We start from the raw sequence: 21,478 nt of genomic DNA on the forward strand, positions 1-21,478 counted from the left end.
GCCCTTTCTCTTTCATGTGACGGTCTCACTTCGTCATCGCGCCGTAGACGATGTCCTGGACCTGCTCGCGATAATACTTCCTGAGCTCACCCGGTGCCGCCGTTCCCACCACGACGACGAGACGGTCCTTGGGATCGCAGAAGAACTGCGTCCCGTAGGCTCCGTTCCAGGTGAACTCGCCCGGATTGCCGGGGACCGACGACAATCCTTCGCTGGTCCGGACCGCCACCGAAAGGCCGAAGCCGAAGCCGCCGCGATGCGGCTCGACATTGGCGACGTTGTTCTTGATCTCGGGGCCGAGATGGTTCGCCGTCATGTGACGGACGGTCTTCGGACCGAGAATGCGCTGCCCGTCGAGCTCGCCGCCGTTGAGCAACATCTGTCCGAAGCGGATGTAGTCGCCGACCGTCGCGAACGAGCAGGCGCCGCCGCAATCGAACTTGGTTGTGGTGTCCAGGAGCTTGATGGCCTGCGGCTTGCCCGTCAGCGGATCGTTCGGGAAGGGGCGGGCGAGGCGCGGGCGCTGCGCCTCGGTCGGATGAAAGGTCGCATCCTTCATGCCGAGCGGATGCCAGACATTGGCAGCGAGATAGTCGCCAAGCTTCTGCTCGCTCACCTTCTCGACGACAGCGCCGAGCACGTCGATCGAAAAGCCGTATTCGAACGCGGTCGAGGGCTGCTGCGCCAGCGGCAGCTTGGTGATGCGATCGATAAAAGCCTGGGTGTCGCCGTCGATCGCCGGCGCAATGCCATCAGGATATTGCCGCGCCACGGGGCTCGATGAGTCCGGGCGGCCGCCATACATCAACCCCGACGTATGCCGGTAGAGATCGTGGATGAAGATCGGCGAGGCCTGCGGTTCGAGCTTGAGTGATCCGTCCGCCTGAGGCACGCCGACCTTCATGTCGGCGAAGCCCGGATAGTATTCGGACAGCTTGGCCTGGAGCGGCAGCCGACCCTGTTCCATCAGCGTCAGGCCGGCGACCGCGGCCATCGGCTTGGTCATCGAGGCCAGCGCGAAGATCGCATCGAGCGGCATCGGCGTGCCCTTGGCCGGATCGAGCAGGCCATAGGCCTTGTAGTGGACGAGCTTGCCGTCGCGCGCGATGGCGACCACTGCGCCGGGAACGCGCTTGGCCGCGATCTCGCGCGCGAAGAAATTATCGAGGCGTGCAAGGCCTTGCTTCGAAAATCCGACATCGTCGGGATTGGCTTCGGGCAGCGGCGCAGCGCGCGCGGCGCCGAGCGTGACGACAGCAATCGTTGCCGCGATCATGGCGATCGTCTTGTTCATTGCATTCTCCCAAGAGGCGAGCTCGTTGTGCGGTGGCTCGCTCGAAGGTTAGATCACGACCGCGCCGGCAGGAAGTCAAGCGCGGGCGCGGCATGTCTGGGACGCATCGAAGCGCAGGAACCCTAACGTCCTTCGCCTGCGCGCCAGAGAGCGTCGAGGCCGTGCCGATAGGTGGGGCAGGCCAGCGTGACGCCGAGCTCGCGCTTCAGTTTCTCGTTGGAGACGCGGGCGCTGCTGGCATAGAAGCTGCGCGCCATCGCCGACATTTCGGCGGTGGCGAACGCTTCTTCCGGCGGCGGCGCCACGCCCATCAGCTGCGCGGCATAGCCGATCACGTCCTGCGGCGGCGCCGGCTCGTCGTCGCAGACGTTCCAAACGCCGCCGCCCTGGTGATGAATAGCGGCGATGATCGCGCTCGCGATGTCATCGACGTGGATGCGGTTGAACACCTGTCCCGGCTTGATGATGCGCCTCGCCGTTCCCGCGCGCAGTGTCGCCAGCGCGTTGCGGCCGGGACCGTAGATGCCCGCAAGCCGCAGGATCGCGGCATCGCCGCCCGCCGCATCCGTCCAGGCTTGCTCCGCCGCGATCCGCATCCGCGTGCGGTCGAGGATGGCCTGCGGCGGCGTGCTCTCGTCGACCCACGCTCCGCCGTGATCACCGTACACCCCGATGGTGGAGAGATAGACGACCTTGCGGCGGCTTCCCTGCAGCACGCCGCCAAACGCCGCGATCGCGGGATCGCCGGTGCTGCCGGGCGGGATCGACACCAGGAGGACGTCGGCGTCGCGAACCCGTTCAACCGTCTCGGGCGACGGAAGGCTGCCGGAAAACGGATGCACCTCGATCCCGGCGAGGTCATTCCGCTGCGCGGGATCGCGCACGGTGCCGGCGACATGCGAGAAGCTGCCGCCGTGCTTGCGAACGAAATGCCGCGCGCTGTAGCCGAGGCCGAGGATGAAGAGCCGCATGCGTCTCCTGTGCAGATCGAAAGTTCCCGTTCGCGCCGTCGCGCACCGTTCGCTCATAAGAGATTTTTGGGTCCGGCAAAAGATATTGCGATTTGTCTCGCCCTCCGGCTCGGCCGATGATCGCTTTACGCAGCGCCGGAAGGGAGGCATCGATCATGCAGGCCGAAGCGTTGGTTCAGTCGCCAGCGGACGCCGCCGATCTGATCCGGCGCGCGGCCGCGCTGATCTTCGACGTCGACGGCACCCTGGCCGAAACCGAGGAGCTGCATCGGCAGGCCTTCAATCTCGCCTTCGCCCGCCTCGGTCTCGACTGGCAGTGGGACCGCGCCGTCTACAAGGACCTGTTGCGGGTGACGGGCGGCAAGGAGCGCATGCGCGCCTACCACGAGAGGCTAGTGACCGCTCCGCCCTTGTCGGACGGGGACATCGCAGAACTTCACCGCATCAAGACCGCGCATTATGCCGAATTTGTCGAGGCCGGCCGCTGTCCCTTGCGGCCAGGCGTGACGGATTTGCTCAGGGCCGCGAAGGAGCGCGGCCAGCGGCTTGCGATTGCGACCACCACATCGCACGGCAATATCGATGCGCTGCTGTCGCAGGCGCTGGGCAAACGCTGGGCCGCGGATTTCGATGCGATCGTCGCCGGCGACGACGTCAGGCACAAGAAGCCGGCGCCCGACGTCTATCTCGAGATTCTGGCGCGGCTGAAGCTCGAGGCATCCGATTGCGTTGCGATTGAGGATTCCGCCAACGGTCTGATCGCGGCCTCGCGCGCCGGCGTCCCGGTTCTGATCACCCGCAGCACGTTCTTCGGGGACGACGACTTCACCGGCGCGCATGTCGTGCTCGACGATCTGTCGGAACTTTCGGCCCGCCAAACAAAAGCTGAAAAACAACCCCATGCACAGTAGATCACGGCGCCGTGATCGCCGTGCTCAGTGGACGCGGTGACTTGCTCTATCGTCCTCGGCCTGCTCGACAATCTGTGCGATCGGACTGGACTGATGATGCACCAGGCGCCAGTCGTCGCCGACGCGGCGAAAATGGTTCGCCGCAGCCAGCGCGGTGCCGTCGACGATCTCGATGCAGAGCACGCGGGCGCTGTCGCCGTCGACGATGGCCTGCGGCTCGGCGCAGACGATCTGCGGCCGCTGCGGGTTTTGCAGGATGTCGCGCCAGCTTCCGATCACGGTGGCGCGGCCGATGATGGCCGGCCAGCCGGGATGGATGCAGGAGATGCCGTCGTCATCCGCCCACATCCGTTCCATGCCGGCGAAGTCGCCGGTCGAGAATGCCGCGTAAAAGGCCGCGTTGGCGGCAATGACCTTGGTGTCGTTTCCCATCGCTCTCGGGTGGGGCAAGGACAGGCAAAAATCAAGCGCGACTTTCCGTCGACTTTGGCCGCAGTGCAGCATTCAGGATGCTGCCCGCGTCGTGGTCACGCTGAAACGTGCGTTGCCACGGCCCGCCGCGCGCCGTCGGCATAGAGGCGGCCGAGCGCCGCGGTGACAGCCTCGCGCAGGCGCGGCTCGGCGCCGAGCGGCCCGAACACCTTCGCCACCCCGAGCAGTGCCGGCGCGAGGCGCTCGGCAACGGGTCCTGCCTCGCGCGCCAGCGCGGCGAACTCGGCGGCGAATGGATCGCGCACGTCGATCGGCCGTCCCTGCTCGTCGACGCCGCTGACGTAGCGGATCCAGCCGGCCACCGCCAGCGCATGCGTTGCGATGGGCAGGCCTCTGGCAAGGCGATCCTGCATCGCGCCGAGCAGCCGCTGCGGCAGCTTTTGCGAGCCGTCCATGGCAATCTGCCAAGTGCGATGGTGCAGCGCCGGATTGGCGAAGCGCTTGAGCAGCGAGGCGCGATAGGCGGCGAGATCCGTGCCTGATGGCATGGTCAGCGTCACCGCGGCCTCTTCCATCACCTGCGCGGCGAGGCGCGCAAAATGCGGATCCTGCATCGTGTCGGCGATGGTCTCGTAGCCGGAGAGATAGCCGAGATAGGCCAGCGCGGAATGGCTGGCGTTGAGCAGCCGCAGCTTCATCAGCTCGAACGGCTTGACGTCGCCGACGAGCTCGACACCCGCTGCGGCAAGGTCCGGCCGGCCCGCGGTGAAGCGGTCCTCGACCACCCATTGCGTGAACGGCTCGGTCATGACAGGCCAGGCGTCGCGCATGCCCAGCGCGGATGCGACCGCATCGCGGTCGGCATCCGTCGTCTCCGGCACGATGCGGTCGACCATAGTCGAGGGGAACGCAACCGTGTCGGCGATCCACTTGCCGAGTTCCCTAGAACGCAGCGCGGCGAACTGCGTGACGATCCGCTGCACGGTGTGGCCGTTGGCGGCGAGGTTGTCGCAGCACAGCACGGTGAAGGGCGAAAGACCCTGCGCCCGCCGGCGTGCCAGCGCGGCGACGATGAAGCCCGGCGCCGAGCGCGGCGCGTCGAAATTATTGAGGTCGTGCACGACATCAGGATGCCGCTCGTCGAGATCGCCGGTCTGCGGCGTATGGCAATAGCCCTTCTCGGTCACCGTGAGCGAGACGATGCGGATGGCGGGATCGGCCATCCGCTCGACCAGGGTTGCCGGCTTCTCGCGCGCGACGACGCTGTCGAGCAGGGCGCCGATCACGCGGTGCTCGGTACCTTCGGCGGCGCGGACAGCGACGGTGTAGAGATGGTCCTGCGGGGCGAGGGCGTCGCGCGTATCCGGGCTGCGCAGGCTCGCGCCGATGATGCCCCAGGACATGCTGCCCCTAGCAAGGCAATCGTCGATGACGACGGCCTGATGGGCACGATGAAACGCCCCGAGCCCGAGATGCACGATGCCGGGCGTGACGCGCGATCGGTCATAGGCCGGCCGCCGGATGGCAGGTGCCAGGCGGTCGAGATTGGCGCGACCAAGGCGCATCGAGCTCTGGCGCATGGACGTCTCCCCTTGCTTTGCCGCTGCTTGACATGGCGTCCGTATCAGGTCAATGCTCCGGTCAATTGGTAAGACCAATTTTCCAAAATTGGCTGGCCGCGGGCGCCGGAGGCGCCGCGCGAGACCTTTTCGGGAGGACCAGCGTGCCGCTGGAAGCTGTGGAGGCGAGACGGCTCTATCGCCAGGTCGCCGATCAATTGCGAAGCCTGATCGACAGCGGCGAGTACGCGGTCGGCAGCCGCTTGCCGACCGAGCGCGACCTCGCGGAACAGCTCAAGGTGTCGAGGCCCACGGTGCGCGAAGCCTTGATTGCGCTCGAGGTCGAAGGGCGCCTGCGCATCCGCGTCGGATCCGGCATCTATGTGATCGAGCCCGCCGCCGTGGCCGCGCCGACAGCTACTGCCGTCATCGAAGGCCCGTTCGAACTCTTGCGCGCCCGCGAATTCCTGGAGAGCGCCATCGCCGAACAGGCCGCGCGCGTGGCGACCAAAGATGACATCGACCGCATCGACGCCGCGCTCGTCGCGATGGAGAATGTCGACCATCCTGGCGAAGCCTCGATGGTTCATGACCGCGCCTTCCATATCGCCGTGGCAGGATGTCTCGGCAATGCCGTGCTGGTGCGGGTTGTCGGCGAGTTGTTCGACCAGCGCCTCAATCCCTATTTCGCGCAGCTAGCGCATTATTTCGAGAATCCCACCACGTGGCGAACCGCGCTCGATGAGCACCGGGCCGTGCGCGACGCCATCGCTGCGCGCCGGCCGCTGACGGCCCATGACGCCATGCGCGATCACCTCGCGCATTCGCAGGAGCGCTTTGCACAGAATTTTGGTGCCGAGACATCAGCAGGGGCGCCGGCTGCACGGAGGCGGGCGGCGCCGTCCGGGGTTCAGCCGGCGAAATCAAAACGACCATCGAAGAAACAGGCCAAGAGCGGCAGCTCGCGGCGGCGATGAGATTGGGCGGCCCGCATCCATGCCGGGGCGGGCGAACAAGCAGACTTGAACGATGGAGGAAAAGTCGATGTTAAAGAAGATGACGATTGCAGCAGTGATTTCCGCCGCCACGCTGTTGGCAGCGACCAGCGCCAGCATGGCGCAGACCAAGCTCAAATGGGCCCATGTCTACGAGCCCTCGGAGCCGTTCCACACAGCCTCGGTCTGGGCCGCGCAGGAGATCAATAAGCGCACCAACGGGCGCTACCAGATCGAGGTCTATCCGGCCTCGCAGCTCGGCAAGGAGACCGACATCAACCAGGGCCTCTCGCTCGGTTCGGTCGACATCATCATCTCCGGATCGAGCTTCGCGGCCAAGAGCTTCGCGCCGATCGGCGTGACCTATTATCCCTACACCTTCCGCGATGCCGATCATCTGCTCGCCTACACCAAGAGCGACATCTTCAAGGAGCTCGCCAAGGGCTATGAGGACAAGAGCGGCCACCACATCGTCGCGGTGACCTATTACGGCGTGCGCCAGACCTCGTCCAACAAGCCGATCAAGACCTGCGCGGACATGAAGGGCCTGAAGATCCGCGTGCCCGACGTTCCGGCCTACCTCGCAATGCCGCGCGCCTGCGGCGCCAACACCGCGCCGATCGCGTTCGCCGAGGTCTATCTCGCGCTCCAGAACGGCACCGTGGAGGCGCAGGAAAATCCGCTGACAACGATCGAGGCCAAGAAGTTCTACGAGGTGCAGAAGCACATCGTGCTGACCGGCCACATCGTCGACCATCTCAACACGGTGATTGCCGGCGCGCTGTGGAAGAAGCTCAGCGACGAGGACAAGAAGATCTTCACCGACGTGGCGCAGGAGGCGGCTGCCAAGGCCACCGGAGAGATCAAGCAGAACGAGGCCAAGCTGGTCGCCTTCTTCAAGGACAAGGGCCTGACCGTGACCGAGGTCGACAAGAACGAGTTCCGCGACACCGTGCTGAAGAACGTCGCGTTCGAGACGTTCGGCTACCGCAAGGCCGATTGGGAGAAGATCCAGGCGGTGAAGTGACGACGTAGCCGTCATCCCGGGGCGGTCCGCAGACCGAGCCCGGGATCTCGAGGTTCCGGGTCTGGTGCTAACGCACCATCCCGGAACGACGTAGCGAGTTTGAGGAGCCCCTATGTCCAACGCCGAAATTCACCGGCAGATCACCGCGGACGAGATCGCGCACACCTTCGAGGAGGAGGCGACGCCGAAGGTCGATCTCGGCGTCTACGCCTTCGAGGACTGGGTGGCGCTCGCGATCTTCTGGGTGATGGCGCTCGCCGTCTTCCTGCAGTTCTTCACCCGTTACGTGCTCAACGACAGCTACGCCTGGACCGAAGAGATCGCGACCTATTGCCTGATCGGGGTGGTCTTCATCGGCTCGTCGATGTGCGTACGGCTGTCGCGGCATATCCAGGTCGACCTCGTCTATCGCTACCTGCCGCATGCCGTAGGGCGCGTGCTGTCGACCGCGATCGACCTGATCCGGATCGCCTTCTTCGGCTACGCCATCAAGCTGGTCTGGGTCTACATCAGGATCATCGGCGACGAGCAGATGACCACCATCAATCTTCCCAAGGACTATGTCTATTACGCCGTGCTGCTCGGGTTCGTGCTGATGTTCGCACGCTCCGTGCAGGTGGCGATCCAGAACTGGCGGCAGGGTTACTCGGTCCTCGAACGTCCCGGTGCCTACGACGGATCGGAAGGATAAAACCATGCTGCTGTTGCTCGGAGGCTTTCTCGTTCTCATGCTGCTCGGCGTTCCCGTGGCGATCGCCATGGCGGTGTCGTCGCTGCTCTATATCCTGGTCAGCGGCGTGACGCCCGACGTCACGCTGGCGCAGCGCATGATCGCCGGCGTCGAGAGCTTCCCGCTGCTCGCCGTGCCGTTCTTCATCCTGGCCGGCAATCTCATGAACATCGCCGGCGTCACCGGGCGCATCTACAAATTCGCGGTTGCGCTGGTGGGGTGGATGCGCGGCGGCCTCGGCCACGTCAACATCATCGGCTCGGTGATCTTCTCCGGCATGTCCGGCACCGCGATTGCGGATGCCGCCGGTCTCGGCACCATCGAGATCAAGGCGATGAAGGACCACGGTTACTCCACCGAGTTCTCGGTCGGCGTCACCGCGGCCTCGGCAACGCTCGGGCCGATCATTCCGCCGTCGCTGCCGTTCGTGATCTACGGCATGATGGCGAACGTCTCGATCGGCGCGCTGTTCCTGGGCGGCGTCATTCCCGGCGTCGTGCTGACGCTGTTCATGATGGTGACGGTCACCTATTTCGCGCACAAGAACAAATGGGGCAGCGACACTCCATTCTCCTGGCCGCAGCTCGGCTCGGCCGGGCTCGAGATATTGATCGTGCTGTCGTTCCCGATGGCGATCTGGCTGATGGTCCTCGCCGGCCTCTCGGTCAACATGGCCGTCGTCATCGGCCTCGGCACGCTGCTCCTGATCGACTGGTATTTCGACTTCTCGGCGGTGATGGCGTTGATGGCGCCAGTGATCCTGATCGGCGGCATGACGCTGGGCTGGTTCACGCCGACGGAAGCCGCCGTCGCCGCGGTGATCTGGTCGCTGTTCCTCGGCCTCGTCCGCTACCGCACCATGACGTTCCAGACCGTCGCCAAGGCGACCTTCGATACCATCGAGACCACGGCCTCGGTGCTGTTCATCGTCACGGCGGCGTCGATCTTCGCCTGGCTGCTGACGGTGTCGCAGGCGGCGCAGATGCTCTCGGACTGGATGCTCAGCATCACCCAGAACAAATGGGTGTTCCTGGCGCTCGCCAACGTGCTGATCCTGTTCGTGGGATGCTTCATCGACACCACGGCGGCGATCACCATCCTGGTGCCGATCCTGCTGCCGATCGTGCTCAAGCTCGGCATCGACCCCATTCATTTCGGCCTGATCATGACGCTGAACCTGATGATCGGCCTGCTGCATCCGCCGCTCGGCATGGTGCTGTTCGTGCTCGCCCGCGTCGCCAAGCTCTCGGTCGAGCGTACGACGGTGGCGATCCTGCCCTGGCTGGTGCCGCTGATGCTGGCGCTGATCGCGATCACCTTCATTCCCGAACTGACCCTCTGGCTGCCAAAATACATGGGACTCTCCAAATGACCTCGACCGCTCTCGCCGCGACCCTGTTCGGCCCCGAAGACCTGCGCATGATCGAGCATCCGCTCGACAGGCTCGCTGACGGCATGGTGCGCATCCGCTTCGGCGCCGGCGGCATCTGCGGCTCGGACATGCACTATTTTCGTCATGCCCGCACCGGAGACTTCGTGGTGAAGTCGCCGCTGGTGCTGGGACACGAGATCTCGGGCGAGGTCGTGGAGATCTCCGGTGCCGCTGCGAACCTGAAGGTCGGCGACCGCGTCGCCGTCAACCCGTCGCGCTGGTGCGGCCATTGCGTCGCCTGCCGCGAGGGCCGGCCGAACCTGTGCGAGAACATCTATTTCATGGGCTCGGCTTCGAAGACGCCGCACATGCAGGGCGGCTTCGCCAACTACTTCGATGCGATCCCTGCGCAGTGCGTGAAGATTCCCGATCACGTGTCCTACCAGGCGGCCGCGCTGGCCGAACCGCTCGCGGTGTGCCTGCACGCGGTGGCGCGCGCCGGCAAGATCGAGGGCAAGCGCGGCATCATCTTCGGTGCCGGCCCGATCGGGCTTCTGACCATGCTCGCGGCGCACCGCGCCGGCATGGCTGACATCACCGTCGCCGACATCGCGCCGGCGCCGCTGGCCTTTGCGACCAAGCTCGGCGCCTCCCACGTCGAGAACGTCTCTGCCGGCGAGGAAGGGTTGAAGGCGCAGGCTGCGTCGCGCCCCTATGACGTCGCGTTCGAGGTCTCGGGCACGGCTGCCGGCCTTGCCAGCGCGATCGGCATCGTCAGGCGCGGCGGCGTCGTGGTGCAGATCGGCAATCTGCCGGGCGGCCAGATCCCGACGCCGTCGAATGCGGTGATGGCGAAGGAGATCGATCTGCGCGGCTCGTTCCGCTTCGGCTTCGAGTTCATGAATGCGGTGGAACTGATCGGCAACGGCAGCGTCGATGTGCTGTCGCTGGTCACCGCCGAGCGGCCGCTCTCGACCGCGCCCGACGCGCTGCGGCTGGCGCTCGACCGTTCGCAGAGCGTCAAGGTCGTGTTGACCGCGAATTGACTTTTGTTTTGACGCGTTTTCTTCACGCGAACCGGTACCCACTTCGCTCGAAAACGCTATGGGAGGCAGCACATGATGCTGGAGGGATGGCGCTGGTACGGGCCGGATGATCCGGTCTCGCTCGATGACGTCAGGCAGGCCGGGGCGAGCCAGATCGTCTCGGCGCTGCATCAGGTGCCGATCGGACAGGCCTGGACGCGCAAGGCGGTCGAGGAGCGCAAGAACTTCATCGAGAACGGCCAGCCCGGCCGCTCGCAGCTGACCTGGTCGGTGGTGGAATCGATTCCGATCCCTGACGACGTCAAGCGCCTCGGCGGAAAAGCGACCAAGTCGATCGAGGCGTGGATCGCGAGCCTGGAGGCGGTCGCCGCGTCCGGCATCAAGATCATCTGCTATAACTTCATGCCCGTGGTGGACTGGTGCCGCACCGATCTGGAATGGGAGCTGCCGAACGGCGCCCGTGCCATGCGCTTCGACCAGGACCGCTTTGCGGCATTCGAGCTGCACATCCTGAAGCGCCCGGCGGCTGCTCAGGAGTATACCCCCGAGCAGCAGGCGCGCGCTAAAAAGCTGTTCGAGCAGATGAGCCAGGCGGATATCGACTATCTCGTCATGGTCATTGCCAGCGCGCTGCCGGGCTCGACCACCGAGCCGATGACGATCCCGCAATTCCGCGATCGGCTGGACACCTATCGCGACATCACGCCAAAGATATTGCGGCAGCATCTCGCGGAATTCCTCGCGCGCGTAACGCCGGTGGCCGAGCAGCTCGATGTCTCCTTGACGCTGCATCCGGACGATCCGCCGCGGCCGCTGTTCGGCCTGCCGCGCATTGCTTCCAGCGCCGACGATTATCAGGCGCTGTTCGATGCCGTGCCGTCCAAGGCCAACGGCATCTGCTTCTGCACCGGCTCGCTCGGCGTGCGCGCGGAGAACAATCTCCCTGATATGGCCGAGCGGTTCGGCCCGCGCATCGCGTTCGCCCATCTGCGCGCGACGAAGCGCGAGGCGGACGTCCTGTCGTTCTACGAGTCCGACCATCTCGACGGTGACGTCGACATGATCGCGGTGCTCAAGGCGCTGTTGAAGGAGAACGCGCGGCGCGCACCGGACAAGAGAATCGTGTTCCGTCCCGATCACGGCCACCGCATGCTCGACGATCTCGCCGCCACCAAGCGCACCAATCCCGGCTACACCGCCATCGGCCGCCTGCGCGGCCTCGCAGAGTTGCGCGGTGCGATCAGGGCGATCGAGCATCGGTAGCGGGCAAACCTCTCTCCACACTGTCATTGCGAGGAGCTCTTGCGACGAAGCAATCCAGAATCCCTCCGCGGAAAGACTCTGGATTGCTTCGCTGCGCTCGCAATGACGTGGAGGGAGGGGGGCGACGCCTCCACAGCGTCATGGCCGGGCTTGTCCCGGCCATCCACGCCTTACCACGTGGCACGGCGAACGTGGATGCCCGGGACAAGCCCGGGCATGACGGCTTCTTGTGAAGCTCGCTCCAGGCTCAATAGCACGCCGCCATGGCGCCGAGCTTCGGATAGAGCCGGTCGATCGCGGCGATCTCGCTTTTCATCTGCGCGATGATCCAGTCGCGGATCTCGGCGGCGATCGGGCGCATCGGGCGGTTGCGCGGCGGCAGGAATTCGCAGATGCGGCGCGTGGTGGTGAGCCGGTCGGAGGCCGGCACCAGCGCGCCGGTGAGCAGCCAGTGCGAGGCGACCGTCAGCCAGCCGAGCGCGATGCCCTGGCCGAGCAGCGCGGCCTGCACCACCACGGCATAATCCGTGAAGCTCAGCGCCTTGGCCGCGCCGCGGCGGCCGGTGAGGAGCGAAGTGTAATCCGCAGCCCAGTCGCCCGGTGTCTCGGCGAGGCGAATGATGGTGTTGCCCTCGGCGGGATCGGTCTCGCCGAGATAGGTGGGGCTGCACATCGGCAGCATCACTTCCTTCATCACCAGCGTGCCGCCGGAGGGCGGCTCGTCGCGATCGCGGAAGCGCATGCCGAGATCGACATTCTCCACCGGCCCGCGCAGCGCGCCGGAAATCAACTGGAAGCGCAGATCGACTTGCGGAAACTGCTTCTGCAGCTTGTCGATGCGCGGCATCAGCCAGTGCGTGGTGAAGGCGGAGGAGACCGACAGCGTCACCGTCTCGGTGCCCTTGCGCCGCCGCTCGATCTCGACGAGCCCGCTCTCGATGCTGCGAAAGCCTTCGAGCACGCGGCGATAGAGCAGCTCGCCTTCTTCGGTGAGCACCGCGCGGCCCGCCTTGCGATCGAACAGGCGAACGCCGAGATGCTCCTCGAACTGTCCGAGCATGCGGCTCACCGCCGGCTGCGTGACGTTCAGCTCGGCGGCCGCCGCGGTGAAGCTGCCATTGCGCGCCGCCGCGTCGAAGACGAACAGGGCGTTGCTGGACGGCAGCATGCGACGGAGCTCTGGCATAACGTCATGTTATGGGCGCGGTGAGAATTTGGCAATTGCCGGATTTTGCCAAGTCTGGTGTCATCAGCATGACAGCTTAAAGACAGGCCCTTCGAGAGAGGATTTGGTGCAGCGCACGCTTTGCCGTGAGTGCTCCAAATCCCTGTCTATAAAGCAGGCTTATGGCGCGCAGTGAGGCACGCCGGCTGAGGGACATCGCGAGGTCGATCGTTGGACAAGCGCGCGGAGAGCGTCGAGATCAGGTCCGCCAGCAAGGCCTATGGCGCCGTTCGCGCCCTCGACGACGTTTCGCTCAATGTCAGCGCCGGTGAATTCGTCTCACTGCTTGGCCCGTCCGGCTCCGGCAAGACCACGCTGCTCGGCATTTTGGGCGGCTTCATCCTGCCGACCTCAGGCACGATTCTATTCGGAGGCCGTGACGTCACCTACATGCCGCCGCACAAGCGCGACATCGGCGTGGTGTTCCAGAATTACGCGCTGTTTCCGCACATGAGCGTCGGCGAGAACGTCGCCTTTCCCTTGCGCGCGCGACGCCTGCCGAAATCCATCTGGCCGGACAAGGTGCGCGCAGCGCTCAGCATGGTCGGGCTTGCCGGCTATGAAGAGCGCGGCATCGCGCAGCTCTCCGGCGGTCAGCGCCAGCGCGTGGCGTTGGCGCGCGCCATGATCTTCGAGCCGCGCCTGATCCTGATGGACGAGCCGCTTTCCGCGCTCGACAAGCAGCTGCGCGAATCCATGCAGATCGAGCTGCGCGCGTTGCACAAGCGGATCGGCGCGACCATCATCTACGTCACCCATGACCAGCGCGAGGCGCTGACCATGAGCGACCGCGTCGCCGTCATGAAGGACGGCCGGCTGGTCCAGATCGACGAGCCGGCGCGGCTGCATGACCATCCCGTCGATTCCTTCGTTGCCAGCTTCATCGGCGAAGCCACGATGCTGCCGGTCCGCCGCGTCGATGCTTCCAGCGTTGCGCTCGGCAATGCCTTGCTGCGCAGCGCACGCGCCATTCCCGATGGCGATGCCCTGATGCTGGCCGTGCACAGCGAGAAGCTGCTGATTGATGACGGCGCGCAGGATGCCGCCTGTAACCGGCTGACCGGGACCGTCACCGACATCGTCTATCAGGGCGAGAGCCTGCGCATTTTCCTCGCGCTCGAAGGCGGCATCGCGCTCAGCCTGCGCCAACCGAGCTATCACCAGGCCTATCACCGCATCCCGCCGCTCGGCGGCAGCCTCACCGTTACGCTCCACCCCGAGGACACCATTGTCGTACCCAGGGTGGACTGAATCCAGCCTTGTTCAACCGAGAGAAGAAGCGATATGTCGACCCAAGCCGCGTTCAGCAATTTCAAGGTTCTCACCTTCGACGTCGTCGGCACCCTGATCGATTTCGAGACCGGCGTACTTGAAGCGGTGCGCAAGATCGGAGGCAAGAAGGCGGCCGAGCTCAGCGACGAGCAGATCTTCGAATCCTACAAGCGAGGCCGCGACAAGCATTATGAGCGCTCCAGCGAGGTGATGTTCTACGTCTACCGCTATCTCGCCAAGGAACTCGGGCTGCCGGCGGACGATGCCTCCTGTGACGTGTTCCAGCTCGCCGTGCTGCGCTGGGGGCCGTTCTCGGACTCGGTCGAGGCGCTGAAGCGCCTGCGCACGAAGTTCCGCCTGGTCGCGATGACCAATGCCGACCGAGTCGCACTCTCGTGCTACGCGCATGCGCTCGGTAATCCCTTCGATGACACCGTCTGCGCCGACGACACCGGCGTTGCAAAACCGAACCCGGAATTCTTCGCCTACAACAAGGGCCGCCAGTCCGCCTTCGGCTACAAGCAGGCCGACATCCTGCACGTCGCGCAGAGCCAGTATCACGACATCGGGATCGCGCGGAAGCTCGGCTACAAGGTGTGCTGGATCGAGCGCCGCCAGGGCATTGCCGGCTTCGGCGGTACGCCGGCGGTGGAGACGCTAACCAAGCCGGACTTCCATTATCCGACGTTGAAGGCGCTTGCCGACGCGGCGATCGGGCCGGCGGCGTAACGGAGAGCTGTGGCATGACACGGGACTGGCGCGCGCTGCCATCGGTCAATTCACTGTGGGAAGCCACGGCGGAGCCGGCGCGCGCGTTTCCCGTGTTGTCGGGCGAGAGCCAAGCCGATGTGGTGATCATCGGCGCCGGCTACACTGGCCTCTCCGCCGCGCACCACATTGCCAGGAGCGGGCTCAGCCCCGTCGTGCTCGAGGCCAACCGTCCCGGCTGGGGCGCGAGCGGGCGCAATGGCGGCGTGATCACCGCAAAATTCCGCCTCTCGTTCCGTGAGATCGATGCCGCACACGGCCGCGCCATGGCGCGGCGCATGTACGAGATCGCGCATGAATCGACCGACATGGTCGAGGAGCTCGTCTCCGAATTCGGCATCACCAGCGCGAACCTTGTGCGCACCGGCCAGGTCAAGGCCGCGCACAATGAGACGACGCTCAAGGCCGCGATCGACGAAGCCAACTGGATGACGCGCGAGATGGGCTCCGCCGCGGTCCGCATTCTCGACAAGGGACAGGTGCGTGAGGAGACCGGCTCCGACATCTTTGTCGGCGGTGTGCTCAATCCCGGCTCGGGCGGGATCCATCCGCTGAACTATCTGCGCGGCCTCGCAAATGGCGTTGCAAGCCGCGGCGTTCCGATTTTCCAGGAGTCGCCGGTCGTCAAGCTCCGGCGCGAGAAGGACGGCATCGTTGCCGAGACACCGCAAGGCGCGGTGCGCGCCAGGCAGGCGATCATTGCCACCAACAGCTATTCGGATTTGACCGGCGCCACCGCGCATCTGCAGCGCACGCTGATCCCGTTCCGCAGCGCCATGGTCGCAACCGAGCGGCTTCCCGGCAATCTCGCGGGAAAACTGATGCCGACGGGGCGCACTTACACCGAGACCAAGCGCATGATGCGCTGGTTCCGCATGGTCGACAACCGCGTCATCTTTGGCGGCCGCGGCGCCTTCGGCAAGCAGGATTCGCAGGCCGCATTCGATGCCTTGCGCAAGGCGATGGTCGGCATCTTCCCCGATCTCGCCGATGTCTCGCTCGCATATAAATGGTCGGGGCTCGTTGCGATGACGCTGGACTCGGTGCCGCATATCGGCCGGCTCGACGAGCGCACGCTGTTCTCGGTGGGTTACAACGGCGCCGGCGTTGCGATGTCGAGCCTGATGGGCCGCTATCTCGCCGCCTTCGTGCGCGGCGAGGCGCCCGACGTCGGCCTGCTCGACGCCCGGCGCATGAAGGCGATTCCGTTCTATCCGCTGCGGGAGCCCGCCGTGCGCGTGGTCGCCGGCTGGTACCAGTTTCTCGATGCGATCGGTCGGTGAGATCATTTGGAGGAGGTGAGGATGACGATGAAGCAGAAATTTGGATTGGGCTGCGCGCTGCTGGGCGCAATCGGACTGACCAGCGCGGCTGATGCCGCCGAGCAGATCACCTTCGTCTCGCAGGGCGGCGCCTATCAGCAGGCGCAGACGGTGGCGATCCTCGATCCCTCCGCCAAGAAGCTCGGCATCACCATCAACCAGGACTCCATTCCCGATGCCTGGCCCGCGATCAAGACGCAGGTCGGCAGCGGCAAGCCGATCTGGGACGTCGTCGACACCCCGACCGGTAACTGCCTGCGCGGCGGCGAACAGGGGCTGATGGAGAAGCTCGACTTCTCGAAGATTCCAAACGGCGCGGCGATGCCGGAGGCCTATCGCAGCCCCTATTCAGTGTCCTACGAGTTCTATTCGAGCGTACTTGCCTACAGCCAGAAGAAATTCCCGAAGGACGCGCCGAACAGCTGGGCCGATTTCTGGGACGTGAAGAAATTCCCCGGCCGCCGCGCGCTGCGCAACCATCCGTTTGCAACGTTGGAGGCGGCGCTGATGGCCGACGGCGTCGCACCGGACAAGCTTTATCCGCTCGACGTCGACCGCGCCTTCAAGAAGCTGGAAGAGATCAAGCCGCACATCACGGTGTGGTGGACCTCGGGCGCGCAGTCGGCGCAGTTGCTCAATGACGGCGAGGTCGACATGGAGATGGCCTGGAACGGTCGCGTCAGCGCGGTCGCCAAGGAAGGCGCGAAGGTCGCCTTTACCTACAACCAGGGCATCCTGCAGAGTACCTCGCTCTGCATCCTCAAGGGCGCGCCGAATCTCGCCACCGCGATAAAATTCCTCAACGAGGCCGTTGATCCCGTGCACCAGGCCAATTTGCCATTGCACATCGACTATGGTCCGGGCAATCCCAAGGCATTCGAGACCAGCGTGATCAAGCCCGAGCGCGCCGCGCAATTGCCGAGCGAGCCGGCCAACGCCGCCAAGCAGGCGCTGATGTCCTACGCCTGGTGGTCCTCGCCGGCGGGCGAAGCCGCCGAGAAGCGCTGGGCGTCCTTCATGCAGAAGTGAGCGAGGCAGCGTTGACGACATCCGTGCCAGATCCCTCCCAAAAACATCAGCGCCGTGAGCACGGCCTGATGCTGGCACTGGTCTCGCCGGCGCTGCTGGTGATCCTGGCTCTGATCGTGCTGCCGGTGGGCTGGCTGGCCTGGCAGTCGATCTACCATGACGGCTTCACGCTGGAGAATTATCGCCGCGTCTTCACCGAAGACGTCTACTGGCGCAGCTTTGCGCTGACCTTCGAGATCAGCCTCGCGGTCACGGCAATCGCGCTGCTGCTCGGCTATCCCGTGGCCTACCTCGCCAATTCGGTGCCGAAAGGGTGGAGCATCGTCATCCTCTCGCTGGTCGTGCTGCCGTTCTGGACCAGCGTGCTGGTCCGCGCCTATGCCTGGCTGGCGCTGCTGCAGCGCACTGGCGTGATCAACCAGTTCATGCGCTATCTCGATGTGATCTCCGAGCCGCTCGCGCTGGTCCACAACACCTTTGGCACGGTGGTTGCGACCGTGCACATCCTGCTGCCCTTCATGGTGTTGCCGCTCTACGCCACCATGCAGAAGATTCCCAACGATCTCATGCAGGCCGGCGCCAGCCTGGGCGCGAGCCCCACGCTGACCTTCGTTCGCATATTCCTGCCGCTGTCGCTGCCGGGTGTGCTCGCCGGCTGCACCATGGTGTTCGTGCTCTGCCTCGGCTTCTACATCACGCCGGAGCTGCTCGGCGGCGGCCGCACCGTGATGGTGTCGATGCTGGTGAGCCGCAATGTCGAGCTCTACAACCAGTTCGGCGCGGCCAGCGCGGTCGCCGTCGTGCTGCTCATCAGTGTGCTCGTGATCTTCTTCATTGTAAGCCGCTTCATCTCGCTCGATCGCGTGTTGGGGCAGAAATGATGCGCGCTTCGCCCGCACGGATTGCCCTCTACGTGATCAGCGCGCTGGTGCTGGTCTATCTGATCCTCCCCGTTCTGATTATCGCGCCGATCTCGTTCTCCAGCGCGCGCTTTCTCACCTTTCCGCCACCGTCCTTTTCGCTGCGCTGGTACCAGCAGTATTTCTCAAATCCCGCCTGGATGCAGGCGACGCGGGTGACGCTGACGGTCGCCCTCCTCACCGTCGTGATCGCGACCCCGTTCGGGGTGGCCGCTGCCTATGCCATCAGCCAGTCGAAGCTGCGCATCATGAGGCTGATCCACTTGGCGCTGCTGTTGCCGCTGGTGGTGCCGATCATCATCACCGCCGTCGGCATCTTCTTCGTCTATGCCAAAGTCGGTCTGGTCGCGACCATGCCCGGCCTCGTGCTGGCGAACGTGATGCTGGGCCTGCCCTATGTCGTCATCTCGGTGCTCGCGGGCCTGCAGAGTTTCGATCCGGCGCAGGAGATGGTGGCGCGCAGCCTCGGCATGAACCGCCTGCGCAGCTTCTTCGCGGTGACGCTGCCGCAGATCAAGTCCAGCGTGGTTGCGGGCGGAATCTTCGCCTTCATCTCGGCGATGGACGAGACCATCGTCGCGCTGTTCATTTCCGGCGGCCAGTATCAGCCGTTGACCAAGCGCATGTTCACCGCGCTGCGCGACGAGATCGATCCGACCATCGCCGCGATCTCGACCTTGATGACGGCGGCCTCATTCATGCTGGTGCTGCTGGCGAGCGCGCGACAGAAGCGGAGCGGGTGAGGATAGCGGGGCTGAAATTGACGAGATCAATTCACCCGATCGCGAAATCGGCGGCCGTCTCGGCGTGAATGGCCGTGGTGTCGAATGTCTCGACCGACGTGTCATTAGGGCCGACCAGCATGGTGATCTCGGTGCAGCCGAGGATGATGCACTCGGCGCCGCCGGCGACGAGCGCCGCCATCACCTCCTGGTAGCGGCGGCGCGAGGGCGCGGCGACGTTGCCGAGGCACAGCTCGTCGTAGATGATGCGGTTCACCTCGGCGCGCTCGTCCGCGGGAGGGACCATGACGTCGAGACCGTGCGCGCGCAATCGGTCGATGTAGAAGTCTTCCTCCATCGTGAACTTGGTGCCGAGCAAGCCGACCCGCCGATATCCTTTGGCGCGAATCCGCTCGGCCGTCGCATCGCCGATGTGGATGAACGGAACGTTGACGCTGGAGATGATCTCCGGCGCCAATTTATGCATCGTGTTGGTGCACAGCACGATCGCCCGCGCGCCGGCACTTTCGAGCAGCCGCGCGGCCTCCGCCAGGCTCGCCGCCGCCTCCTGCCAGCGGCCGGCATATTGCATCTGCTTGATCTCCTCGAAATCGTAGGAATACATCAGAAGCGGGGCCGAATGCAGCTTGCCGATGCGGTCGCGGACCCGCTCGTTGATGAGCTTGTAGTAAAGCGCGGTGCTCTCCCAGCTCATGCCTCCGATCAGGCCAATGGTTTGCATTCCGGTGCTCCCGAACAGTGATTCAGAGGGATCGTAGACGAAGATGCCGAAGCTCGCCATCATGGCCGCGGCAGGGCCTGTAGTGCAAACGGCAGGGACGGGCATGACGCCTGCGCAGGCTGCGAGAAGCCTTTCGACCTTGCGCACGCTCTCGGCCTGTCTTAGGCCACTTCCCGAACACGTGCGTATCGCCGAAGTCTTGAGGGAGCCGACATGACCATTCGCAACACCCGTACCGGGGGCCAGATCCTCATCGATCAGCTCGTCGCCCAGGGCGTCGAGCGCGTCACCTGCGTGCCGGGCGAGAGCTATCTGGCGGCGCTCGATGCGTTGCATGACAGCCCGATCGACGTCGTGATCTGCCGCGCCGAAGGCGGTGCGGCGATGATGGCGGAGGCCTATGGCAAGCTCACGGGGCGGCCGGGCGTCTGCTTCGTCACCCGCGGCCCCGGTGCCACCAATGCCAGCCACGGCGTCCACATCGCGATGCAGGATTCGACCCCGATGATCCTGTTCGTCGGCCAGGTCGACACCGGCATGCGCGAGCGCGAGGCGTTCCAGGAGCTCGACTACAAGGCGGTGTTCGGCTCGATGGCGAAATGGGCGGTCGAGATCGATCGCCCCGACCGCATTCCGGAGCTGGTCGCGCGTGCCTTCCGCGTCGCCATGCAGGGCCGCCCCGGTCCCGTGGTGATCGCGCTGCCGGAGAACATGCTGACCGAGACCGCGGCCGTTGCCGATGCCATGCGCATCGAACCCGCCGTGAGCTGGCCGGCGCCGGCCGATATCGAAAAGCTCGGCGTCATGCTGGCCGGCGCCAGGGCACCACTCGTCATTCTCGGCGGCTCGCGCTGGACCGACGAGGCGACCAAGAGCATCGCGCGCTTCGCCGAGCGGTTCGACCTGCCGGTCGCGACCTCGTTCCGCCGGGCTTCGCTGATCGACGCCGACCATTCGCATTATGCCGGCGACCTCGGCATCGGGCCGAGCCCTGGCCTGAAGGCGCGCATCGACAATGCCGACGTCCTCCTGCTCATCGGCGGCCGCATGTCGGAGATGCCGTCATCGTCCTATACGCTGCTCGACATTCCCAATCCGAAGCAGAAGCTGATCCATGTGCATCCGGGCTCCGAAGAGCTCGGCCGCATCTATCAGCCTGAACTGGCGATCCAGGCGACGCCGTCCGCCTTCGCCGCCGCGGTCGAGACGCTGAAGCCGTCAGTTGCGGTGGCGTGGAAGGGCGAGGCCGCCAAGGCGCATGCGGATTATCTGGCCTGGACCGGGAAGGCGCGCGAGCTGCCGGGCAGGTTCCAGTACGGCGAGGTGATGACCTGGCTGCGCGACCGCCTGCCGAAGGACGCGATCGTCTGCAACGGCGCCGGCAACTACGCCGGCTGGATCCATCGCCATCACCGCTTCCACAGCTTTGCCGCCCAGCTCGCGCCGACCTCGGGCTCGATGGGCTATGGCGTGCCGGCGGGTGTGCTGGCCAAGCGGCAATACCCGGATCGTGTCGTGGTCGCGTTTGCGGGCGACGGCTGCTTCCTGATGAACGGCCAGGAATTCGCCACCGCCGTGCAGTACGACGCGCCACTGATCGTCATCATCATCGACAATGCGCAATACGGCACCATCCGCATGCACCAGGAGCGCGACTATCCCGGCCGCGTCGTCGGCACCCAGCTCAAGAACCCGGATTTCGCGATGTATGCGAAGGCGTTCGGCGGCCATGGCGAGCGCGTCGAGCGCACCGAAGAGTTCGCACCGGCTTTCGAGCGCGCGCTCGCCTCGGGCAAGCCGTCGATCCTCCATTGCATCATCGATCCCAGGGCGATCTCGGTCGGCAAGGATTTCACGCCGGCGGTGAAAGCCTAGAGG

Annotated in this window: 20 protein-coding genes; 14 read left to right on the top strand and 6 right to left on the bottom strand. The window is 65.1% G+C overall.

All coding sequences use genetic code 11. The features are described from left to right. Nucleotides 1-25 precede the first annotated feature (25 nt). Together I6F33_RS09450 and I6F33_RS09455 are read right to left on the bottom strand one after the other, a co-directional pair. The gene (locus tag I6F33_RS09450) at nucleotides 26-1,294 is read right to left on the bottom strand and encodes a serine hydrolase (protein WP_225126153.1); all 1,269 of its coding nucleotides are present in this window, start codon (nucleotides 1,292-1,294) and stop codon (nucleotides 26-28) included. Nucleotides 1,295-1,416: 122 nt separating this feature from the next. After that, on the bottom strand, nucleotides 1,417-2,265 hold the full coding sequence (locus tag I6F33_RS09455) for an SDR family oxidoreductase (protein WP_225126151.1): 849 nt from the start codon (nucleotides 2,263-2,265) through the stop codon (nucleotides 1,417-1,419). Nucleotides 2,266-2,420: 155 nt separating this feature from the next. On the opposite strand from I6F33_RS09455, the gene I6F33_RS09460 reads away from it, so the two are divergent. Continuing rightward, nucleotides 2,421-3,176 carry an HAD family hydrolase gene (locus tag I6F33_RS09460; protein WP_225126149.1) on the top strand — a complete coding sequence of 252 codons (756 nt, stop codon included), beginning with the start codon at nucleotides 2,421-2,423 and terminating at the stop codon, nucleotides 3,174-3,176. Between the two features lie 24 nt (nucleotides 3,177-3,200). On the opposite strand, the gene I6F33_RS09465 is transcribed toward I6F33_RS09460, so the two are convergent. Then, nucleotides 3,201-3,608: a nuclear transport factor 2 family protein gene (locus I6F33_RS09465; RefSeq protein WP_036007097.1), complete on the bottom strand. Its 408-nt coding sequence runs from the start codon at nucleotides 3,606-3,608 to the stop codon at nucleotides 3,201-3,203. Between the two features lie 95 nt (nucleotides 3,609-3,703). Further along, nucleotides 3,704-5,188, bottom strand: a complete 1,485-nt coding sequence (locus I6F33_RS09470; RefSeq protein ID WP_225142136.1) for a mannitol dehydrogenase family protein — start codon at nucleotides 5,186-5,188, stop codon at nucleotides 3,704-3,706. Nucleotides 5,189-5,331: 143 nt separating this feature from the next. Here I6F33_RS09470 and I6F33_RS09475 point away from each other — a divergent pair, with 143 nt between their 5' ends. The 6 genes from I6F33_RS09475 to uxuA all read left to right on the top strand — a co-directional run bounded on the left by I6F33_RS09475 (nucleotide 5,332) and on the right by uxuA (nucleotide 11,600). Beyond that, entirely contained in the window at nucleotides 5,332-6,144 is an 813-nt protein-coding gene (locus tag I6F33_RS09475; protein ID WP_036007117.1) for a FadR/GntR family transcriptional regulator, read from the top strand. Between the two features lie 67 nt (nucleotides 6,145-6,211). Further along, on the top strand, nucleotides 6,212-7,189 hold the full coding sequence (locus tag I6F33_RS09480) for a sialic acid TRAP transporter substrate-binding protein SiaP (protein WP_225139182.1): 978 nt from the start codon (nucleotides 6,212-6,214) through the stop codon (nucleotides 7,187-7,189). Nucleotides 7,190-7,301: 112 nt separating this feature from the next. Then, entirely contained in the window at nucleotides 7,302-7,880 is a 579-nt protein-coding gene (locus I6F33_RS09485) for a TRAP transporter small permease (RefSeq protein ID WP_225142138.1), read from the top strand. A 4-nt stretch (nucleotides 7,881-7,884) separates the two neighbouring features. Continuing rightward, entirely contained in the window at nucleotides 7,885-9,291 is a 1,407-nt protein-coding gene (locus I6F33_RS09490) for a TRAP transporter large permease (RefSeq protein ID WP_036027397.1), read from the top strand. Next, on the top strand, nucleotides 9,288-10,337 hold the full coding sequence (locus I6F33_RS09495; protein ID WP_225142140.1) for an L-idonate 5-dehydrogenase: 1,050 nt from the start codon (nucleotides 9,288-9,290) through the stop codon (nucleotides 10,335-10,337). The genes I6F33_RS09490 and I6F33_RS09495 overlap by 4 nt, the downstream gene beginning before the upstream one ends. Before the next feature lie 72 nt (nucleotides 10,338-10,409). Continuing rightward, the gene (gene uxuA / locus I6F33_RS09500; protein WP_225142142.1) at nucleotides 10,410-11,600 is read left to right on the top strand and encodes a mannonate dehydratase; all 1,191 of its coding nucleotides are present in this window, start codon (nucleotides 10,410-10,412) and stop codon (nucleotides 11,598-11,600) included. A 247-nt stretch (nucleotides 11,601-11,847) separates the two neighbouring features. Here uxuA and I6F33_RS09505 read toward each other — a convergent pair whose 3' ends face one another. After that, on the bottom strand, nucleotides 11,848-12,786 hold the full coding sequence (locus I6F33_RS09505; RefSeq protein WP_036007129.1) for a LysR family transcriptional regulator: 939 nt from the start codon (nucleotides 12,784-12,786) through the stop codon (nucleotides 11,848-11,850). A 210-nt stretch (nucleotides 12,787-12,996) separates the two neighbouring features. Here I6F33_RS09505 and I6F33_RS09510 point away from each other — a divergent pair, with 210 nt between their 5' ends. The 6 genes from I6F33_RS09510 (at nucleotide 12,997) to I6F33_RS09535 (ending at nucleotide 18,879) form a co-directional block, all read left to right on the top strand. After that, nucleotides 12,997-14,076 (top strand): ABC transporter ATP-binding protein, encoded by a 1,080-nt coding sequence (locus tag I6F33_RS09510; RefSeq protein ID WP_225142145.1) that lies wholly within the window; start codon nucleotides 12,997-12,999, stop codon nucleotides 14,074-14,076. A gap of 33 nt (nucleotides 14,077-14,109) precedes the next feature. Next, nucleotides 14,110-14,826 (top strand): HAD family hydrolase, encoded by a 717-nt coding sequence (locus tag I6F33_RS09515; RefSeq protein WP_225142156.1) that lies wholly within the window; start codon nucleotides 14,110-14,112, stop codon nucleotides 14,824-14,826. Nucleotides 14,827-14,840: 14 nt separating this feature from the next. Continuing rightward, nucleotides 14,841-16,148: an FAD-binding oxidoreductase gene (locus I6F33_RS09520; protein ID WP_225142158.1), complete on the top strand. Its 1,308-nt coding sequence runs from the start codon at nucleotides 14,841-14,843 to the stop codon at nucleotides 16,146-16,148. Between the two features lie 21 nt (nucleotides 16,149-16,169). Next, nucleotides 16,170-17,216, top strand: coding sequence for an ABC transporter substrate-binding protein (locus I6F33_RS09525; protein WP_036027380.1), 1,047 nt, complete (start codon nucleotides 16,170-16,172; stop codon nucleotides 17,214-17,216). A 68-nt stretch (nucleotides 17,217-17,284) separates the two neighbouring features. Next, nucleotides 17,285-18,097 carry an ABC transporter permease gene (locus I6F33_RS09530; protein WP_225142160.1) on the top strand — a complete coding sequence of 271 codons (813 nt, stop codon included), beginning with the start codon at nucleotides 17,285-17,287 and terminating at the stop codon, nucleotides 18,095-18,097. Continuing rightward, complete coding sequence (locus I6F33_RS09535) at nucleotides 18,094-18,879, top strand: ABC transporter permease (protein WP_225134468.1); 786 nt, start codon at nucleotides 18,094-18,096, stop codon at nucleotides 18,877-18,879. Before I6F33_RS09530 ends, I6F33_RS09535 begins: the two co-directional genes overlap by 4 nt. 31 nt (nucleotides 18,880-18,910) lie before the next feature. Here the strand turns inward: I6F33_RS09535 and I6F33_RS09540 are convergent, their stop codons facing one another. Then, a complete protein-coding gene (locus I6F33_RS09540; RefSeq protein WP_225142162.1) occupies nucleotides 18,911-19,600 on the bottom strand; it encodes an aspartate/glutamate racemase family protein in 690 nt (229 codons plus the stop codon). A 213-nt stretch (nucleotides 19,601-19,813) separates the two neighbouring features. Here I6F33_RS09540 and I6F33_RS09545 point away from each other — a divergent pair, with 213 nt between their 5' ends. Beyond that, a complete protein-coding gene (locus I6F33_RS09545) occupies nucleotides 19,814-21,475 on the top strand; it encodes a thiamine pyrophosphate-binding protein (RefSeq protein ID WP_225142163.1) in 1,662 nt (553 codons plus the stop codon). Nucleotides 21,476-21,478 lie beyond the last annotated feature (3 nt).

It is taken from the genome of Bradyrhizobium sp. BRP20, from assembly GCF_020194215.1.
GTDB classification, from domain to species: Bacteria; Pseudomonadota; Alphaproteobacteria; order Rhizobiales; family Xanthobacteraceae; genus Bradyrhizobium; species Bradyrhizobium yuanmingense.

What these genes read in the sequence shown, in the direction of transcription:
- I6F33_RS09535 (WP_225134468.1), top strand. Translation starts at nt 18,094, where the DNA reads ATGATGCGCGCTTCGCCCGCACGGATTGCCCTCTACGTGATCAGCGCG.
- I6F33_RS09485 (WP_225142138.1), top strand. Translation starts at nt 7,302, where the DNA reads ATGTCCAACGCCGAAATTCACCGGCAGATCACCGCGGACGAGATCGCG.
- I6F33_RS09470 (WP_225142136.1), bottom strand. Translation starts at nt 5,188, where the DNA reads ATGCGCCAGAGCTCGATGCGCCTTGGTCGCGCCAATCTCGACCGCCTG.
- I6F33_RS09545 (WP_225142163.1), top strand. Translation starts at nt 19,814, where the DNA reads ATGACCATTCGCAACACCCGTACCGGGGGCCAGATCCTCATCGATCAG.
- I6F33_RS09490 (WP_036027397.1), top strand. Translation starts at nt 7,885, where the DNA reads ATGCTGCTGTTGCTCGGAGGCTTTCTCGTTCTCATGCTGCTCGGCGTT.
- I6F33_RS09520 (WP_225142158.1), top strand. Translation starts at nt 14,841, where the DNA reads ATGACACGGGACTGGCGCGCGCTGCCATCGGTCAATTCACTGTGGGAA.
- I6F33_RS09450 (WP_225126153.1), bottom strand. Translation starts at nt 1,294, where the DNA reads ATGAACAAGACGATCGCCATGATCGCGGCAACGATTGCTGTCGTCACG.
- I6F33_RS09540 (WP_225142162.1), bottom strand. Translation starts at nt 19,600, where the DNA reads ATGCAAACCATTGGCCTGATCGGAGGCATGAGCTGGGAGAGCACCGCG.
- I6F33_RS09495 (WP_225142140.1), top strand. Translation starts at nt 9,288, where the DNA reads ATGACCTCGACCGCTCTCGCCGCGACCCTGTTCGGCCCCGAAGACCTG.
- I6F33_RS09515 (WP_225142156.1), top strand. Translation starts at nt 14,110, where the DNA reads ATGTCGACCCAAGCCGCGTTCAGCAATTTCAAGGTTCTCACCTTCGAC.
- I6F33_RS09460 (WP_225126149.1), top strand. Translation starts at nt 2,421, where the DNA reads ATGCAGGCCGAAGCGTTGGTTCAGTCGCCAGCGGACGCCGCCGATCTG.
- I6F33_RS09465 (WP_036007097.1), bottom strand. Translation starts at nt 3,608, where the DNA reads ATGGGAAACGACACCAAGGTCATTGCCGCCAACGCGGCCTTTTACGCG.
- I6F33_RS09480 (WP_225139182.1), top strand. Translation starts at nt 6,212, where the DNA reads ATGTTAAAGAAGATGACGATTGCAGCAGTGATTTCCGCCGCCACGCTG.
- I6F33_RS09530 (WP_225142160.1), top strand. Translation starts at nt 17,285, where the DNA reads ATGCTGGCACTGGTCTCGCCGGCGCTGCTGGTGATCCTGGCTCTGATC.
- uxuA (WP_225142142.1), top strand. Translation starts at nt 10,410, where the DNA reads ATGATGCTGGAGGGATGGCGCTGGTACGGGCCGGATGATCCGGTCTCG.
- I6F33_RS09455 (WP_225126151.1), bottom strand. Translation starts at nt 2,265, where the DNA reads ATGCGGCTCTTCATCCTCGGCCTCGGCTACAGCGCGCGGCATTTCGTT.
- I6F33_RS09505 (WP_036007129.1), bottom strand. Translation starts at nt 12,786, where the DNA reads ATGCCAGAGCTCCGTCGCATGCTGCCGTCCAGCAACGCCCTGTTCGTC.
- I6F33_RS09525 (WP_036027380.1), top strand. Translation starts at nt 16,170, where the DNA reads ATGACGATGAAGCAGAAATTTGGATTGGGCTGCGCGCTGCTGGGCGCA.